Source organism: Natrinema salifodinae, from assembly GCF_900110455.1.
In the GTDB taxonomy this organism is placed as follows: domain Archaea; phylum Halobacteriota; class Halobacteria; order Halobacteriales; family Natrialbaceae; genus Natrinema; species Natrinema salifodinae.
In genome coordinates, this window is the sequence record NZ_FOIS01000004.1 from 748,077 (window position 1) to 765,204 (window position 17,128).

18 protein-coding genes are annotated in these 17,128 nt (G+C 67.5%); 10 read left to right on the plus strand and 8 right to left on the minus strand.

The features are described 5' to 3' along the window. The first annotated feature begins 116 nt into the window (after positions 1 to 116). The 5 genes from BMY29_RS20725 (at position 117) to BMY29_RS17955 (ending at position 3,726) form a co-directional block, all read left to right on the plus strand. Positions 117 to 284, plus strand: a complete 168-nt coding sequence (locus tag BMY29_RS20725; protein WP_143067737.1) for a DUF1059 domain-containing protein — start codon at positions 117 to 119, stop codon at positions 282 to 284. A gap of 60 nt (positions 285 to 344) precedes the next feature. Next, on the plus strand, positions 345 to 1,475 hold the full coding sequence (locus BMY29_RS17940; RefSeq protein WP_049991927.1) for an ORC1-type DNA replication protein: 1,131 nt from the start codon (positions 345 to 347) through the stop codon (positions 1,473 to 1,475). A 122-nt stretch (positions 1,476 to 1,597) separates the two neighbouring features. Next, positions 1,598 to 2,695: a saccharopine dehydrogenase family protein gene (locus BMY29_RS17945; RefSeq protein ID WP_049991926.1), complete on the plus strand. Its 1,098-nt coding sequence runs from the start codon at positions 1,598 to 1,600 to the stop codon at positions 2,693 to 2,695. A gap of 122 nt (positions 2,696 to 2,817) precedes the next feature. Next, complete coding sequence (locus BMY29_RS17950) at positions 2,818 to 3,216, plus strand: DUF2267 domain-containing protein (protein ID WP_049991925.1); 399 nt, start codon at positions 2,818 to 2,820, stop codon at positions 3,214 to 3,216. Between the two features lie 87 nt (positions 3,217 to 3,303). Further along, the gene (locus tag BMY29_RS17955; RefSeq protein WP_049991924.1) at positions 3,304 to 3,726 is read left to right on the plus strand and encodes a DUF2267 domain-containing protein; all 423 of its coding nucleotides are present in this window, start codon (positions 3,304 to 3,306) and stop codon (positions 3,724 to 3,726) included. A 131-nt stretch (positions 3,727 to 3,857) separates the two neighbouring features. Here the strand turns inward: BMY29_RS17955 and BMY29_RS17960 are convergent, their stop codons facing one another. Next, on the minus strand, positions 3,858 to 4,124 hold the full coding sequence (locus tag BMY29_RS17960) for a DUF7553 family protein (RefSeq protein ID WP_049991923.1): 267 nt from the start codon (positions 4,122 to 4,124) through the stop codon (positions 3,858 to 3,860). Between the two features lie 243 nt (positions 4,125 to 4,367). Here BMY29_RS17960 and uvrB point away from each other — a divergent pair, with 243 nt between their 5' ends. Further along, on the plus strand, positions 4,368 to 6,431 hold the full coding sequence (gene uvrB / locus BMY29_RS17965) for an excinuclease ABC subunit UvrB (protein WP_049991922.1): 2,064 nt from the start codon (positions 4,368 to 4,370) through the stop codon (positions 6,429 to 6,431). Between the two features lie 43 nt (positions 6,432 to 6,474). Here the strand turns inward: uvrB and BMY29_RS17970 are convergent, their stop codons facing one another. From BMY29_RS17970 to BMY29_RS18000, 7 genes are all read right to left on the minus strand, one after another. After that, positions 6,475 to 7,701 (minus strand): putative manganese transporter, encoded by a 1,227-nt coding sequence (locus tag BMY29_RS17970; RefSeq protein WP_049991921.1) that lies wholly within the window; start codon positions 7,699 to 7,701, stop codon positions 6,475 to 6,477. A gap of 192 nt (positions 7,702 to 7,893) precedes the next feature. After that, entirely contained in the window at positions 7,894 to 9,219 is a 1,326-nt protein-coding gene (nrfD, locus tag BMY29_RS17975; RefSeq protein WP_049991920.1) for an NrfD/PsrC family molybdoenzyme membrane anchor subunit, read from the minus strand. An 85-nt stretch (positions 9,220 to 9,304) separates the two neighbouring features. After that, a complete protein-coding gene (locus tag BMY29_RS17980; RefSeq protein ID WP_049991919.1) occupies positions 9,305 to 9,787 on the minus strand; it encodes a GNAT family N-acetyltransferase in 483 nt (160 codons plus the stop codon). Between the two features lie 193 nt (positions 9,788 to 9,980). Next, positions 9,981 to 10,274 carry an SUI1 family translation initiation factor gene (locus BMY29_RS17985; protein WP_049991918.1) on the minus strand — a complete coding sequence of 98 codons (294 nt, stop codon included), beginning with the start codon at positions 10,272 to 10,274 and terminating at the stop codon, positions 9,981 to 9,983. A gap of 91 nt (positions 10,275 to 10,365) precedes the next feature. Further along, a complete protein-coding gene (locus tag BMY29_RS17990) occupies positions 10,366 to 10,944 on the minus strand; it encodes a DUF192 domain-containing protein (protein WP_049991917.1) in 579 nt (192 codons plus the stop codon). 115 nt (positions 10,945 to 11,059) lie between these two features. Further along, complete coding sequence (locus BMY29_RS17995; protein WP_049991916.1) at positions 11,060 to 12,826, minus strand: excinuclease ABC subunit C; 1,767 nt, start codon at positions 12,824 to 12,826, stop codon at positions 11,060 to 11,062. Between the two features lie 26 nt (positions 12,827 to 12,852). Beyond that, a complete protein-coding gene (locus BMY29_RS18000) occupies positions 12,853 to 13,578 on the minus strand; it encodes a hypothetical protein (protein WP_143067738.1) in 726 nt (241 codons plus the stop codon). A 132-nt stretch (positions 13,579 to 13,710) separates the two neighbouring features. Between BMY29_RS18000 and BMY29_RS18005 the strand changes: the two genes are divergently transcribed. The 4 genes from BMY29_RS18005 to BMY29_RS18020 all read left to right on the plus strand — a co-directional run bounded on the left by BMY29_RS18005 (position 13,711) and on the right by BMY29_RS18020 (position 17,091). Beyond that, positions 13,711 to 13,980, plus strand: coding sequence for a DUF7967 family protein (locus BMY29_RS18005; protein ID WP_049991915.1), 270 nt, complete (start codon positions 13,711 to 13,713; stop codon positions 13,978 to 13,980). Between the two features lie 124 nt (positions 13,981 to 14,104). Continuing rightward, positions 14,105 to 15,037, plus strand: a complete 933-nt coding sequence (locus BMY29_RS18010; RefSeq protein ID WP_049991914.1) for an ABC transporter ATP-binding protein — start codon at positions 14,105 to 14,107, stop codon at positions 15,035 to 15,037. Beyond that, positions 15,034 to 15,996 (plus strand): ABC transporter permease, encoded by a 963-nt coding sequence (locus tag BMY29_RS18015; RefSeq protein ID WP_049991913.1) that lies wholly within the window; start codon positions 15,034 to 15,036, stop codon positions 15,994 to 15,996. The genes BMY29_RS18010 and BMY29_RS18015 overlap by 4 nt, the downstream gene beginning before the upstream one ends. 99 nt (positions 15,997 to 16,095) lie before the next feature. Beyond that, positions 16,096 to 17,091 (plus strand): ArsA family ATPase, encoded by a 996-nt coding sequence (locus BMY29_RS18020; RefSeq protein ID WP_049991939.1) that lies wholly within the window; start codon positions 16,096 to 16,098, stop codon positions 17,089 to 17,091. Positions 17,092 to 17,128 lie beyond the last annotated feature (37 nt).

A 17,128-nucleotide genomic window follows, 5' to 3' on the forward strand; every position in this document is an offset into this window, starting at 1 on the left:
AGTCGGCGCGGCGGCCGTCGATCGGCCGGTCGCCGTTCGAGACGGTCGGCGAGTCGTTAAACTCGCTGGGGTATGCAAGTGTAATACCTACCGCCCCGCGTTCCCTGTGCTAGCGCATGCCGTACGAATTCCAGTGTCCCAGGAACGGCTGCTCCTTCGAGCTCCGCTGCGACGCCGACCACGAGGCGGCGCGGCTCGCGCGGGCCCACGCTCGGGTCGCCCACCGGAGTCGGATCGCGCCGGCCGATCTCAATCGGTGGCTCGAGCGGATCGAGGCCGCCTGAGGCGGCTCGCGCCGTCGATTCGGCAAACATCTAAGTAGCTCCGACAGCGTGGTGAAAGTGATGGCAGACGACCCCGAGGAGGGGATGTTGTCGTGGGACGAATCCGTGTTCAGGGACGAACACGTCTTCGAAATCGACTACGTCCCCGAGACGTTCAAGCACCGCGAGGGCCAGACCGAGAGCCTGACGTACGCGCTGCGCCCGGCGGTGCGGGGGTCGCGACCGCTAAACGTCATGGCTCGCGGACCGCCCGGGACGGGGAAGACGACCGCGATCCAGAAGCTGTTCGACGAGGTGGGCGCCCAGACGAGCGACGTCCGGACGATCCGCGTCAACTGTCAGGTCAACTCGACGCGGTACTCCGTGTTCTCCCGGCTGTTCGAGGGCACGTTCGACTACGAGCCGCCGTCCTCGGGGATCTCGTTCAAGAAGTTATTCGGCCAGATCACCGAGAAACTCGTCGAGGAGGACAAAGTACTCGTCGTCGCCCTGGACGACGTCAACTACCTCTTCTACGAGAACGAGGCCTCGGATACGCTGTACTCGCTGTTGCGAGCCCACGAGGAGTACCCCGGCGCGAAGATCGGCGTCATCGTCGTCTCCTCCGACCCCGCGCTGGACGTGATCGAGGAACTCGACTCGCGGGTCCAGAGCGTCTTCCGTCCGGAGGACGTCTACTTCCCGGTCTACGACCAGCCCGAGATCGTCGACATCCTCGCCGAGCGCGTCGAGCGCGGGTTCAACGACGGCGTCATCTCCCGGAGCACGCTCGAGTACGTCGCCGATCTCACGGCCGAGAGCGGCGACCTCCGAGTCGGCATCGACCTACTGCGTCGGGCGGGGCTCACCGCCGAGATGCGCGCCAGCCGCACCGTCGAGCGCCAGGACGTCGAGGATGCCTACGAGAAGTCCAAGTACATCAACCTCTCGCGCTCGCTGTCGGGGCTGACCGACACCGAGCAGACGCTGCTCGAAGTGATCGCCGACAACGACGGCCGCCAGGCCGGCGAGGTCTACGAGGCCTTCCGGGAAGAGACCGATCTGGGGTACACGCGCTACTCCGAGATCGTCAACAAGCTCGACCAGCTCGGGCTGATCGACGCCGACTACGCGGACGTCGACGGTCGCGGCCGTTCGCGGTCGCTCTCGCTGTCCTACGAGAAGGACGCGGTGCTCGAACGACTCGAGTGACGGCGACTCCGCGCGCTCTCGGCTGTCCCGTCGCAGGGCCGACTCGTGGTCTCCTCCTCTTCCACCTCCGTCCTATTCCGGCCCGCTGCTTAACCGCCGACGGACTGTAGCCGGCGCACAGCATGTCAACGCTCCTGATATACGGCTCGTACGGCTACGTCGGGACCCTGGTCGCCCGCGAGGCGATCGACCGCGGGCTCGACCCGATTCTGGCCGGCCGCGACCGCGAGCAGCTTCGCGAGCAGGTGGACGAGTTGGGCCAGGCGGGTCGGCGATTCGATCTCGGGGACCCCGACACCGTCGCCGAGGCGCTCGCGGACGTCGACTGCCTCTTGAACTGCGCCGGCCCGTTCTCGAACACCGCCGAACCGCTCGTCGAGGGCTGTCTCCGGAGCGGAACGGACTACGTGGACATCACCGGCGAGATACCCGTCATCGAGGCGATCCGCGATCGTGACGCGGACGCGACCGAGGCCGGGATCACCCTCTTGCCGGCCGCCGCCCTCTCGACGATTCCGATCGACTGCCTGGCCGCCCACCTCGCGGATCGGCTGGCCGACGCGGACGCGCTCGCGCTGGGCGTCGACGCGTTCCGGATCCCGTCGATCGGCACCGTCAGGACGGTCATCGAGGGTGCCGACACCGGCGGCGCCGTCCGTCGCGACGGCCGCCTCGAGGGCGTGCCGACGGCCTGGCGGACCCGGGAGATCGACTTCGGTCGCGGCGAGCGGCCAGCGGTGACGATGCCGATGGGGGATATCTCGACGACCCATTACACGACCGGGATCCCGAACGTCGAGATGTACGCGGTGATGCCCCAGCCCGCTCGCCTCGGGTTGAAACTGCATCGCTACCTCGCGCCGGTGTTCGAGTCGAAACCGGTCCGGTGGCTACTGAAGCAGGCGGCAGGCGTCCGCGACGGCCCCTCCGAGCGGGCGCGCCGGCGTGGGTCGGCGTACATCTGGGGCGAAGCGCGGACCGAGGGTGCGGACGGCGAGCGCGTCGTCTCCCGGCTGCGGACGCCCGACCCGTACGTCGTCACCGTCGACGGCGCGGTGACGGTCGCCGAGCGCGTCCTCGCGGGCGACGCCGACGCCGGGTTCCAGACGCCGGCCGGCGCGTTCGGCGCCGACTTCGTCTTCGAACTCGACGGCGTGGAGGGCTTCTTCGACGAGTCGACGCCGGACGCGTCCTCGCCGGTCAATCCGCTGCTCAGATAGCGGTCCGAAGCGATCAGGCGATCCGCGAGCGAATCGCCACTGGGCGCCGTCCCGTTCCGTCCGGCTCCCTGCCGGCAGTCGCCGGCCCAATCGCCACGGGCGGCTCCGTCCAAGCGGCCGATATGGAGCGCCACGACTTCTATCAAGCCGTCGAACGCCAGGCGACGCTTTCAGACGAAGCCGACGCGCGGGACGCGACCCAGGCGGTGTTGTCCGCGCTGGGCGAGCGGGTAGACGAGACGCGGCTCCAGCGAATCGACGGCGAGTTGCCCGACGAGATCGGCGATCACCTCACCGACGGGGCGTCGGGCCGGAGCCTCTCCTACGACGAGTTCCTCGAGCGCGTCGCGGAGCGCACCGACCGCGCCGCGGTCGAGGATCCGGAGCGGCTTGCACGGGCAGTCGTCGGCACGCTGCTCGAACACATCGACGAGGACGAGGCCGACGGCCTGCGCGAACGGCTCGACGAGCTCGGGTTCGAGGCGATCGTACCGGAGTCCGGGCCCGGCGCCACGAGTTAGGACGAGAGCGGCGTCCGGCCGACGGTGCGCACGAACCCGGCACGTGCCGCCCGAACCGTGAGGGACGACATCGCCGTTGACACGGACATGGAACAGGCAGAACTGCTCGAGAAGGTGAGCGATCGCGCTGCCGCCGACGCGGACGAAGAATCGGCCGGCGACGCCACGCGAGCGGTCCTCCAGACGCTCGGCGAGCGACTGAGCGCGGACGAGGCCGAGGATCTGGCCGCGCAGCTACCGGGCGACCTGGGCCGGTACCTCACCCAGGGCGAGTCCGGCCAGCGCTTCTCCGAGGAGGAGTTTATCTCGCGGATCGACCAGCGCATGGACACCGTCGATCTCCACGGCGAGGAAGCGGCGACGACCGTCCTGGGGACGGTCCTCGAAGCGATCGACGAAAGCGACCGCGCGGCCGTGGCCGACCAGTTCCGTCACTACGGCTTCGAAGAACTGCTCGCGGAGACGGACGCGGACGTCGACGTGGCGGATCGGACGCCTGGCGAGTACTGATCCCTCGAGACGCTCCGGTCCGGTCCCAATCTCGATTTCGACCGCGAACGGCGCGCCGTTCGCAGCCGCCGCCTCGTTTTGGTTCGACTATTGACCGCAAGCTTCGGTCGACAGGTCGGCGTCGGCCAGCGTCAGGCCTGGTCGACTGTTTCGCGGTAGTCTTCGACCGACTCGATGGCCGATTCGACCTTGTCTCGGGTGTTGCCGTCCGCTCGCTCGCGGACCTGGCGGAGCGTGTTGAGCCGTTCGTCGAGGAGGGCGTGATCGGGTTCGGTGTCGCCCATCACGTAGTCGGCGAACGCGTCGGTGGTTTCTCGAATATCGTCGCGGACGTCGTCGTCGGCTGACTTCGCCGCCTCTTCGAGGTCGTCGCGAGCCTGCTGGAGTTGCTCCGTCATATGCCGAGCCACGGCGAGGCGAGTCATAACGGTTGGGCGAGCACTGTCCACGTACGAGGTCGGTGGCGGCCGAAAGTGGAGCGTACGCGGTCGTATTCTCAGCCTACGGGTCCTCTTGCCCCGATTCTCGCCCGCCGCGGCGGGACCCCATCAGTGCGGCGTCGGCGCGCCGCGCGACCGTCACGCGGTCGCGGCTCACATGCGAGCGGGTAAAGTGCCTCGAACTCCTGCTATCGATAGATAATGAGTTCCGATTCTCGCGGTCCGCTTCAGCCGGATCGTCCCGACGTCGACCGTCCGTTCGAGGTCGACGCGCCCTTCGAACCCGCCGGCGACCAGCCCGACGCGATCGAGGGGTTGGCCGACGGGTTCCGGTCGGGCATGGACAAACAGACCCTGCTCGGGGTGACCGGCTCGGGCAAGACGAACACCGTCTCGTGGACGATCGAGGAGATCCAGAAGCCGACCTTGGTCATCGCCCACAACAAGACGCTGGCGGCCCAACTCTACGAGGAGTTCCGGACCCTGTTCCCGGACAACGCCGTCGAGTACTTCGTCTCCTACTACGACTACTACCAGCCCGAGGCCTACGTCGAGCAGACCGACACCTACATCGACAAGGACGCCTCGATCAACGACGAGATCGACCGGCTTCGCCACAGCGCGACCCGCTCGCTCCTTACACGCGAGGACGTCATCGTCGTCGCCTCCGTCTCCGCCATCTACGGCCTCGGTGATCCGCGCAACTACGTCGACATGTCCCTGCGCCTCGAGGTCGGCCAGGAGATCGGCCGCGACGAACTGCTCGCCCAGCTCGTCGATCTGAACTACGAGCGCAACGACGTCGACTTCACGCAGGGGACCTTCCGCGTGCGCGGCGATACCATCGAGATCTACCCGATGTACGGCCGGTACGCGGTCCGCGTGGAACTCTGGGGCGACGAGATCGACCGCATGGTCAAGGTCGATCCCCTCGAGGGCGAGACCAAAGGCGACCAGCAGGCCGTGCTCGTCCACCCGGCGGAGCACTACTCGATCCCCGAGACGAAACTCGAGCGCGCGATGGACGAGATCCGCGAGGATCTCGACAAGCGCATCTCCTATTTCGAGCGCCAGGGCGACATGATCGCCGCCCAGCGCATCGATGAGCGCACTACCTTCGACCTCGAGATGATGCAGGAGACCGGCTACTGTTCCGGCATCGAGAACTACTCGGTCTACCTCTCCGATCGCGAGTCCGGCGACGCGCCGTACACCCTGCTCGACTACTTCCCCGACGACTTCCTCACCGTGGTCGACGAGTCCCACGTCACCCTCCCGCAGATCCGCGGACAGTACGCCGGCGACAAGTCCCGGAAGGACTCGCTGGTCGAGAACGGCTTTCGCCTCCCCACGGCCTACGACAACCGCCCGCTGACCTTCGAGGAGTTCGAGGAGAAGACCGACCAGACGCTGTACGTGAGCGCGACGCCTGGCGACTACGAAGACGAGCACAGCGACCGGGTCGTCGAACAGATCGTTCGGCCGACCCACCTGGTCGACCCGAAGGTCGAGGTCTCGCCGGCGAGCGGCCAGGTCGACGACCTGATGGACCGCATCGACGAGCGCATCGAGCGCGACGAGCGAACGCTGGTCACGACGCTCACGAAGCGGATGGCCGAGGATCTCACGGAGTACCTCGAAGAAGCAGGCGTCGACGTCGCCTATATGCACGACGAGACGGACACCTTAGAGCGCCACGAGATCATCCGCTCGCTGCGGTTGGGCGAAATCGACGTGCTCGTCGGGATCAACCTCCTGCGGGAGGGCCTGGACATCCCCGAGGTGAGCCTGGTCGCCATTCTGGACGCCGACCAGGAGGGCTTCCTCCGGTCGGAGACGACGCTCGTCCAGACGATGGGCCGGGCGGCCCGGAACGTCAACGGCGAGGTCGTCCTCTACGCCGACGAGCCCTCGAACGCGATGGAGTCGGCGATCGAGGAGACCCAGCGCCGCCGCGAGATCCAGCGGGAGTACAACGAGGAGCACGGCTTCGAGCCGACGACGATCGAGAAGGAGATCGGCGAGACGAACCTGCCCGGCAGCAAGACAGACACCAGCGAGGTCTCGGGCAAGTCGCTCGAGGACGAGGATGAGGCCGCCCGCTACGTCGACGAACTCGAGCAGCAGATGCAGGAGGCCGCGAGCAACCTCGAGTTCGAACTCGCCGCCGACATCCGCGACCGGATTCGCGAGGTCCGAGAAGAGTTCGACCTCGAGGGCGGCGACGAGGACGAGGGGATCGCGCCGCCGACCGAGGAGTTCTGACGCGCGGGCACGGCCCTATTTCTATCAAGTTCGATCCGCCCGATCAGAGCACGCCGAACCCGAACTCCGCCATCCCGAAGACGGGGCCCCACAGCAGGTGGAGCGCGACGCCGACGACGACGGCTGGCAGGAAGTTGTAGATCGTGGCCACGATAGCGGCCTTTGCGTCGACCGCCAGTAACGGAAACAGGGCGTCGCCGTCCTGAGCGATCGCGTTGGCGGTCAGCGCCGAAAAGGGCAGCCCGCCCTCGGCGTAGACGCTCGCCAGCAGGATCTGCGGGCCGCAGCCGGGGATCAGCCCCACGGCCGCGCCGCCGATCGGCGCCAGGACGCCGGCCGCCGCCGCGAGCGTGGCGATGTTCGCCCCCGTGAGGAGGACGAAATACTCGTAGACGAGGAAGGCCACGAGCACCCAGACGGTGACGAAACTGGTCTCCATCGCCGCGTGAGTGAGCGTATCGTACACCGACGCGAAGGAGTCTCGAGCCCGTGCGATCTCCCCCTCGCCGACGTAGTGGCGGCCGACGACGTAGAGATACAGCGACAGGAGTGCGCCGACGATCCCGGTGACGGTGAAGAGCCCGTCGAATCCGAGGCCGACCGCGATCGGGACCTCGGGACCGCCCCGGAGCAGATAGAGCGTTCCGAGGACCAGCCCCGCGACGGCGGCGAGCCACCACGCGACGTGTGCGAGGTGTGAGATCGGCGTGAGGACTCGAGAGTGCCGATCGGGGCCGCTCTCGTGGGCGTGGGTCGGGGCCGGGCCGGCGTAGTCGTGGGCCGGGTTCGGCCCGACCCCGCTGTTGACGACGGTGCCGCCGTCCGGCGTCGCGGCGGGCGAGAGCTGCGTGACGGCGGCGTCGACCCGCGAGACGCCCAGGCCGACCGAATCGACCAGGTACCCCGTGACCACGGACGCCGCGAAGGCGATGGCGTAGGCGTACAGGGCGGCCTCCGGTGCGAGCGCGAGGATAACGAACGCCGAGTCGCCCGCGGTCGCACCCAGCGTCGCGACGACGGTGCCGAAACTGACCGTCCCGCGGACGTACAGCGGCATCACGACGATCGCGCCGCCACAGCCCGGCGTCAGTCCGAGCAGGCCGCCGAACAGCACCTGCAGTCGCTCGTTGTCCTCGACCGCGGCGAGCGCGGCACCGTCCGTTCGGTACTGGACCAGGCCGAACGCGAGCACCGTCACCGCGACGAACGCACTCACCTGAACGTAGCCGTCCCGCAGCGACTCGAGGAGGACCGTCAGCAGCTCGTTCACGGGCGATCACCTGCGATCGGTGGCCGCACCGCGAGAGGATTAGACATATCTAAAAATAGGTTTAGCACCATGCGCTAAATAGCTGCCGGTAGTTACAATCGGGCGATACGACCCCGCGGACCGCTGGGAAGGAGGGGACGAATGTGCGGAATTCGGTGGGAACGAAGACGTCGAGGAAGGAGCGCCGCGTCGCTAGTCGTGGGATTCGTGGTCGTCCCGCAGGTGTTCGATCGCGTGGAGTTCGACGACCGGGAACACCTTGGCGACGCTGAGGAAGAACAGGCCGACCATGCCGATCGTCCCAGTGATCGACGCGATCTCGATCAGGCTCGGAATGTACACGCCTGGCGTCGCGTGGTAGATGTCGAACGTGGGGTGCAGGAACCCCTCGACGACGAACAGCACCTTCTCGGTGAGCGTCGCGGCGAGCACCGCGATCCCGGCGACGGCGGCTCGTCGCTTCGTAAATAGTTCCGGGCGGAGCGCCTGGGCGAAGATGTACGTCAGCACGACGAAGACCAGTCCCATCGCGAGGAGGTAGAGCGGTTCGGTGGCCCTGGCCTCGGCCGCGTGCGTGAGGTCGACGGGCGCCGTGAACAGCCCGGTGATGTTCTGCTGGAGCTGCAGCCACAGGAAGAGGAGACAGAAGAAGCCGAGCCACAGCAACAGCCCGCGGAAGATGTCGTCGGTGATGATGTGATCCCAGTCGTAGGCGCGGCGGAAGGCGAACGAGAGCAGGATAACGCCGCTGATCGCCGAAGTCAGGGCGATGGTGAGGAACTGCGGCCCCTGGACGCCGCCGAACCAGGTCGGCATCGTCGGGATCACGGCGAACAGCCACGGAATGACGCCGCCGTGGAGCAACAGCGGGGCCATGATGATGATCGCGAGCGCGAGCCACCAGACCATCCGCTCGACGACCCGATCCTCCCGCTCGGTGTAGCCGATCGTCATGAGCTTGTAAATCGGATCGAGCCGGTCCGGCAGGTCATCGCGCAGACGACTGACGTCGTAGCGCAGCGTCAGGCCGAGGTAGGTCGCCGTCAACACGAAGTACGCCGTGATGACCGTCACGTCCCACACCAGCGGCGAGGCGTGGACCGTGACGTGGTAGTGGCCGACGACGCTCGTGACCATCCGGTCCGGGCGACCGAGATGAACGATAATGTAGAAGCTGGCGGCCGAGAGGCCGGCGATGGTCAACAACTCGGCGAGTCGTGCGACCGGCATGTACCGATCCATGCCCAGCAGGCGGACGGCGGCCGAGAGGATGATCCCGCCGTGGGCGATGCCGACCCACCAGATGAACGCGCCGATGTAGATGCCCCAGGTTGCGCCGCCGCCGCTCCCCCAGTCACCGAGGCCGGTGACGGCCATGCCCTTCGCCATCTGGTACCCCCAGCCGACGAGAAAGGCGGTGAACGCCAGTCCCGCGATAGCGACCAGCGCGAAGTACGTTTTCGAGGTCGTTCCGATCGGTCGCAGGATGTCGGCCTCGCTCGGCGTTTTCGTCCCCATCGTGCTACAGTGCTCGTCATTACCGGTTCACTTGCGTCCCTGCTATGCACTTGCAAGCACGGCACAACGCGAACGGGACGGTCGGCTACAGTTCGAGCGTGTAGACCACTTCCCGCCGCTGCTCGCCGCCGATCTCGACCTCGTCCTCGTCGGTCTGTTCGAATCCGTGAGTCTCGTAGAACTTCCGGCCGCCCTCGTTCGAGGCCAGGTCGATCGCGCGCATCCGTTCCATGTTGAAGTCCTGTAAGTCCTCGCGAAGGTGCTCGTACAGCGCGGTGCCGATCCCCTCGCCCTGGTGGTCCGGATGGACGGACATCCGGAGGACGTCGCCCTCCTCCTCGGTGACGACGCCGTGGGTGAAACCGACGATTTCGCGCTCTTTCTCCGCGACGAGGAAGGCGGTCCCAGGCTTCGACAGCGCCGTCTCGAGGGCCTCGTCGCCGTACCACTCGTCGATCGTTTCGTCGATGGTCTCGCCGTCGAGTTCGTCGTAGGTGTCGTGCCAGGTGTCGCGGGCGACGGTCCTGATGCGCTCGCGATCGTCGCGGCTAGCTGGTCTGATATCCATGCTGCGCGCTACCACGGCGAGTGGCAAAGTGGTTTCACCGTCTCAGTTAGGTACGGAATTTCCACCTGTCGCCGGTCCGCTCGCCCTCCCCCGAAGAACGCGCGAGTGACTGTCGGAATCGGTCGGCAGCGACGGTGACGGTGCCGGGTTCGTGCGGGGACCGACGCGGTACGCGATACGTCGCCTCGTTCCGTCACTCTTGGACGTCGAACCCCCGATCGCGGAGCAGGTCCGGAACGCGGTCGCGGTGGTCGCCCTGGAGTTCGATGCGGCCGTCGTCGACCGTCCCGCCCGTCCCCATCGAACTCTTCAGATCCGATGCGATCGACTTGACTTCCGAGTCCGGGAGGTCGAACCCCTCGATGATCGTCACCGGCTTGTCGTAGCGCCGGCTCTCGGTGCGGATCGACAGCACCTGCTGGGAGGTCTCGAGGTCGCCGTGTGTGTCGAGTTCGTCGAGCAGGTCGTCGAGTTCGTCGTCTGCCATATAGTCACATGGGTGGGTGACAGGGGATAGCCCTGTCCTTGCGTTCGCAAGAGCACGCCGCGGCGACGAGACGGGGCGAGGAGAGCGCCGATTACCCGTCCAGATCGAACGCCAGTACGTCCCCCTCGCTGACGTCGCGTTCACTCGTCCACTCGTAGTTGACCTCGAGCACGTACTGGCCTCGACCGGGATATTCCTGCTCGTTCCCGTCCTCGTCCGGGCCGGGTTCGGACGCGTGGTGGATTCCGGTGATCGTGCCGTCCGCGTCGGCGTAGATTATATCGATCCCGAAGTCCATCTCCCGCATGACGAAGGTGCGGTCCTCGACCGACTCGTAGACGAACAGCATCCCGCGGTCCTCGGGGAGTTCCTCGGTATCGCTCAAGCCGAGGAATCGCAGGTCGTCCGTGTCGGCAATCGCCGCCGTCACCTCGCCCAGTTCGTCACCCTCGGGCGTACCGACCGTGACCTCGGTCGTTTCGTAGTCCGCGTGGACCGTCGATTCCTCGTCGTCGCCGTCGTCGGCCTCCGTTCCGTTGCCCGGTTCGGTCTCGTCGCCGTCGGTCGGCTCGTCCGTCTCGTCGCTCGGATCGATCGCATTCAGACAGCCGGCGGCCGCGACTGTCCCGGCGAGCCCGAGCACATGTCGCCGAGTCCACGTGTCTTTCATGTCAGCCGTTCCAACGATCCGGGATAAGTGGTTTTTGTCAGCTATCGATTACACTCAGCGGGTCTGTCCATTCGAGCCGTCGGTTACCCGACCGGCGATATTGCACCGAGCCGCCTTAGAGTCGCGACTTGATCGTCTCGGCGGTTTTTTCGCCGATTCCCTCGACGCTCCGGAGGTCCTCGACGCTCGCCTCGCGGACGTTCTCGACGCTGCCGAACCGACCGAGTAGTCGCTTGCGCGTCTCGGGGCCGACGCCCTTGACATCGTCGAGCACCGTCTTCACCTCGTCGCGGATCGTCTGGTGATACTGCACCGCAAAGCGGTGGGCCTCGTCGCGTACCCGCTGGAGGAGATGCAGGTGCGGCGCGTCGCTCGGCCACGAGAACTCCCGGCGGGGCGTGATCACCCGCTCCTCGGCCTTCGCCAGGCCGACCGCCGGCACGTCCCAGCCCGCATCGGCGAGCGCATCGCGGGCGGCCTCGAGTTGCCCCTCGCCGCCGTCGATCAGCAGCAGGTCCGGATCGGGTCGGTCGTCCCGCCCCTCGACGGCCCGCCTGGCGCGCCACTCGAGGAGGGTCCGCATGTTGTCGTAGTCGTCGTTCTGGTCGGTCAGCTTCTTCCGCCGGTAGTCGGCCTTCTCGGCGCTGCCGTCGACGAAGGTGACGTTACTACCGACCGCCGACTTCCCCTGGGCGTGGCTCACGTCGAACCCCTCGATTCGCCGGGCCGCGTCGAGGTCGAGCGCGTCCGCGAGCATCCCGCACTCGTCGCGCCGGCCCGCGTTGCGCCTGGCGTTCTTCAGCGCGAGGTCGACGAGCTTGGCCTCCCGGCCCGCACCCGGCACGCGGACGGCAACGCCCTCGGTGTCGAGCCAGGCGGCGACCTCCGCGTCGCCGTGGCGCTCGGGGAGGAGGAGGGCGTCCGGCAGCCGGCGCTCGGCGTAGTACTGGACGATGAAGGCTGCCAGGACGCTCGGGACCGCCTCGCCGTCCTCGGTCGCCGGGGCCTCGAGCGTGTGGCGGTCCCGGTCGATCAGCTTTCCGTCCTCGGCGCGCAGCCTGGCAACGGTGGCGTCCTCGCCTTCGATGGCGACGCCGAGGACGTCGACGGCCCGCTCGTCGCCGACCGACTGGACCGCCTCGCCGCCCTCGCCGTGAAAGGCCTCGACGGTTTCGAGCCGGTCTCGGAGGTTCGCCGCGCGCTCGAAGTTCTGGTCCTGTGCGGCAGCTTCCATCTCGCGGCGCAGCGGGTCGGCGAGGATACCGGTCTCGCCCTCGAGGAAGCGCTCGACGGCGGTGACGTCCTCGCCGTAGCTCTCGAGGTCGATTTCGCGAGTGCAGGGTGCGGTACACAGCCCCATCTCGTAGTCGAGGCAGGGCCGGTCGCGGCCCGCGTACTTGTGGTCCGAACAGCCGCGGACGCCGTAGGTCTCCCGCAGGGCCTTCACGACGGTCTCGACCTGGCCCTTGTTCGTGAACGGACCGAAGACGGTCGGCCCGCTCGCACCCGGGGCGCCTTTCGCCTCGCCGTCGGGATCGCGGGTGATCTCGATTTTGGGGGCCTCGTGGGCCGTCAACTGGATCATCGGGTAGGACTTGTCGTCCTTCAGTCGGACGTTGTAGCGAGGCTGGTGGCGCTTGATCAGGTTCGCCTCGAGCAACAGCGCCTGCGTCTCGGTGTCGGTGACGGCGATCTCGATATCGTCAGCGCGGTCGACCATCCGGCGGATCCGGGCGCTTCGGGGATCGGCGTAGGACCGCACCCGATCCCGCAGGTCGACCGCTTTCCCGACGTAGAGGGTGGTATCGTCCTCCCGAAACTGGTAGACGCCGGGCTCTCGCGGCAACGATCCGGCACGCTCGCGAACCCCGTCGGCGTTCATCGGCGGCCCTAGGAAGTCGGCGAATTTCAGGCTGACTCCTCGGGACCGCGCCGGTCGTCGGCGCGCCGCTCGCTCCGGCCGTCGCTTGTACCCTCATGTGTGGGGCTCGGCTCCAATTCCGTCTCCGACGCCGACCCCGGACGAATCGCGGCCTCGAGTTCGGTGATGTCGTCGGCCCCGAACTCGGCGTCGCCGACGGACAGTACCAGGTCCTCGTCACCGCTGACCCTGAGCACGAGCCGCTGCGAACGCGACCGGATGTACGCCCCGACGAGGACGGCCGCGAGGACGATCGCGATCCCCCCGATCGCAAGGATGCCCCACTCCACCACCAGGAGGGCCGTCTCGACCGCTCCGAGCGCACCTTCGGCGAGTTGTGCAACCCGGCCCGCGCCGGGCAGCGATCCGGTAGCGGGAGGATCGACGCCGGGAACGAGCGCGGTGAAGTCGGCGGCCGTCGCCGTTTCGAGTAACGCGACGCCGACGAACGCGGCGACGAGCGCCCAGCAGAGTAGTCCCAGTCGGTTGGTCGTCTCGAGTGTGACGGTGCCGACGTTCGGCCGCTCGACGTGGCGGAAGTTCGGCCCGTCGGCGTCGGGCGTGAACGCCAGCACGCGGTGGCTGGTGACCGCGACCGTCGCGGACGCGAGGTCGACGCGGTGCTCGACGGTCTCGCCGTCGCGACACAGCTGGTCGACGCGCTCGGTCCACCGGTCGACGCGGTCGGCGCGCTCGCTGCTGATCCGGGCCATCGGTGCTCGTCGCTGGTCCGACGCCGACCCACAAGTACGCTCGGGCTCGTTTCTCGCGTAGGCTCCCCCTTCCGATCGGACGGCGGCTTCGACGCGGTACATTCTCGGTGCTCGACCGCCAACCCGACGCGCATGAGCGACTCGACGGTACGGTGCTGGCTCGTCGAACGGGAACTGGGCGACCGCGACTTCGTAACCCTCGTCTACGCGACGCCGGACGGCTCGCGCTACCAGCAGCGCCAGCGGTCCTCGACGGCGCTGCGGACCGGGGCCGAGGTCACCGCGGCCACCGAGATCCCTGAGGACGAACTCGAAGACGTTCCCGACGAGGAGACGCGCGAGCGGTACGCCGCGGAGGTCGATCGGACCGCCGACCGGTACGATCCGAACGATCCGATCTGAGGAGTTCTTCGGGTAGCGTCGGTCGAACCGGCGGAACCGAGGCAATACCGATCCCGAAACGGATGGTTTCGCCTGTAATAGGCGTGTCATAAACCTTATCGGGAAACGCCGCGACCACACGGACATGGCCGCTATCACAGTCGACGACCTGACCAAGTCCTACGGTCAGACCCTCGCGCTCGAGGACCTTTCCTTTCGGGTCCGCGAGGGCGAGGTGTTCGGCTTCCTCGGTCCGAACGGCGCCGGTAAGTCGACGACGATCAACGTCATCCTCGATTTCGCCCGCCCGACCGCCGGCGAGGTCAGCGTCCTCGGTATGGACGCCCAACGACGCAGCCGGGAGATCCGCCAGCGCACCGGCGTTCTCCCCGAAGGCGTCGAACTCTACGACCGGCTGACCGCCCGCCAGCACCTCGAGTTTGCCATCGAGTCCAAGGGCGCCGCCGACGAGCCCGAGGCGTTACTCGAGCGGGTCGGCCTGGTCGACGCGATCGACAGGAAAGCCGGCGGGTACTCGAAAGGGATGTCCCAGCGGCTCATGCTCGCGATGGCCCTGGTCGGCGAGCCCGATATCCTGATCTTAGACGAGCCGTCCACCGGCCTCGACCCCAACGGAGCCCGCGAGATGCGCGAAATCGTCCGCGAGGAGAACGAGCGGGGTGCGACCGTCTTCTTCTCGAGTCACATCATGGAGCAGGTCGAAGCGGTCTGCGACCGCGTCGGCATCCTCCGGGACGGCCAGATGGTCGCCGTCGACTCCGTCGAGGGGCTTCGCGACTCCGTCGAGGGCGGCACCTCGCTGCGGGTCACCGTCGACCGGATCGACGACGACGCCCTTCAGGCGATCCGCTCGCTCCCCGACGTCGGCGGCGCAACCGTCGAGGGCCGGGAGCCCCCGACGATCGTCGTGCAGGTCGACGGCTCGAAGACGGCGGTCCTCTCGGCGCTCGAGGACCGCGGCATCGACGTGCGGGACTTCTCGACGACTGAAGCCTCGCTCGACGACGTCTTCCAGTCGTATACCACGGGCGCCGGCACGGGGGTGGAAGCGCGATGAGTTCCGAAACCGGAACCGCACCCGAAACGCAGTCGAGCGCGGGCGGTGCGCCGACGAGTTCGGTCAACATAGAGAGCGTCCGGACGATCGCGAAGAAGGACTTTCAGGACTCGGTCCGGTCGTGGCTGTTCTGGGGCCTGAGCGCGTTCTTCTTCACGCTGATGGCCGTCCTGGCCGGCTTCCTCTCGTGGGCGAATCCAGACGATTTCACGACGCTCAACTTCATCTCGATGGTCAGCCAGGTGTGTAAGCTGATCATTCCGTTGATCGCGCTCGTACTCGGCTGGAAATCTATCGCCGGCGAGCGCGAGACCGGGAGCATCAAGGTCCTGCTCTCGCTGCCCCACTCCCGGAAGGACGTCCTTCTCGGGAAGCTGCTGGGCCGGACGGCCGTGCTCTCGCTGTCGCTCATCATCGGCTTTCTCATCGCCATGGTCGCCGTCGCGTTCGCGGTCTCGGAGTTCTCGCTCTCCGCGTACATCGCCTTCCTGGCGATGACACTCCTCTACGCGCTCGCGTACATGAGCATCGCCGTCTCGCTGTCGTCGCTGACCCGTTCGACGACGATGGCCGGCGCGGGGATGTTCGGCGTCTTCGTCCTGTTCTACATCGTCTGGAACTCGATCCAGCAGGCGCTACAGCTCCTGATGAACCGCGGGTACATTGAGGGCGTCACGTACACCGTCTCCGGGCTGGGCGGTCAACAGGTCGAACTGACTCGACTGCCCAGCTGGGCCCAGTTCATCGACATGATCGATCCGGGCAACGCATACCAGAACACGATCACGATCTTCAGCGCGCTCTCGGGTGAGGAGCTCGGTACGACCGTCCGGGACGTCGCCTATCCGAACGGCGTCCCCTTCTTCCTGGAGGACTGGTTCTCCTTCGTCATCCTCCTGTTCTGGATCGTCGTCCCGATCGCCGTCGCGCTCTACCGGTTCGACCGCGTCGACATCTGATCGCCATCGACGCCTGCGGTCCGATCCCGTTCTTCGGCGCGTTCGACTCGTTCTCGCTCGGGTGGTCCGTTTACGGTTCCCGCAGTGGTACGCGCGGCCGTGACCGACACCCACTGCATCTTCTACGGCGGCAAGGGCGGCGTCGGCAAGACGACCTGCGCCGCGGCCACGGGGCTCTCGCTGGCCGGCGCGGGCCGAGAGACGCTCGTCGTCTCGACCGATCCCGCCCACTCCCTGGCGGACTCGTTCGAGGCCGACCTCGGGTCGGAGCCGACCGAACTCGACGGAATCGAACCCTCGCCAGCGCGCGCCGACGGGGCCGATCGGGCGGCGGCGGGCAGTCTCTGGGCCGTTGAGATCGACCCCGAGACCCAGCGCGAGCGCTACGAAACGCTGGCGCGGGCGCTCGCCGCTGACCTCCGCAGCGCCGGGATCAGCCTCTCCGACGCGGAGGTCGAGCGACTCTTCGCCGGCGGCGCGCCGGCCGGCAGCGACGAGATCGCCGCGCTCGACCTCTTAGTCGAGTACGTCGACTCGGGCGAGTGGGACGTCGTCGTCTTCGACACCGCGCCGACGGGCCACACCCTCCGGCTGTTCGACATGCCCGACGTGATGAGCCGGGCGCTCGAGACGACCCGCTCGCTGCGCGGCCAGGCGCGCCGGATCGGGACCGCGGCCCGGACGGCGATGTTCGGTCCGATGTCGATGCTGGGTGGATCCGACGACGAGGAAGAGAGCCTGGCGGCGTTTCAGGCACGCCTCGAGCGCGCCCGCGAGCTGTTGGTCGACCCCGAGCGCACGGAGTTCCGTGTCGTCCTCCTCCCGCAGTCGATGGCGATTTCGGAGTCCGAACGGCTCGTCGCGCGGCTCCGCGAGGCCGGCGTGTCGGTGGAACGCCTGGTCGTGAACCGCGTGTTCGAGGCCCCCCACGAGGGCTGTCCGCGCTGTCGCGAGCGCAGGGAGCGCCACGAGGAGCGACTCGCCGAGATCCGGGCGACGTTTCCCGAACTCGACGTCCTGACGCTGCCGGAGCTCGAGGGAGAGGTCCAAGGCCGCGAGTCGCTCGCGGTCGTCGCGGACCGACTGCCGGACTGAGCGGGCGGTGTCGCCCGGCTTAGGTCTATCCTCTCGG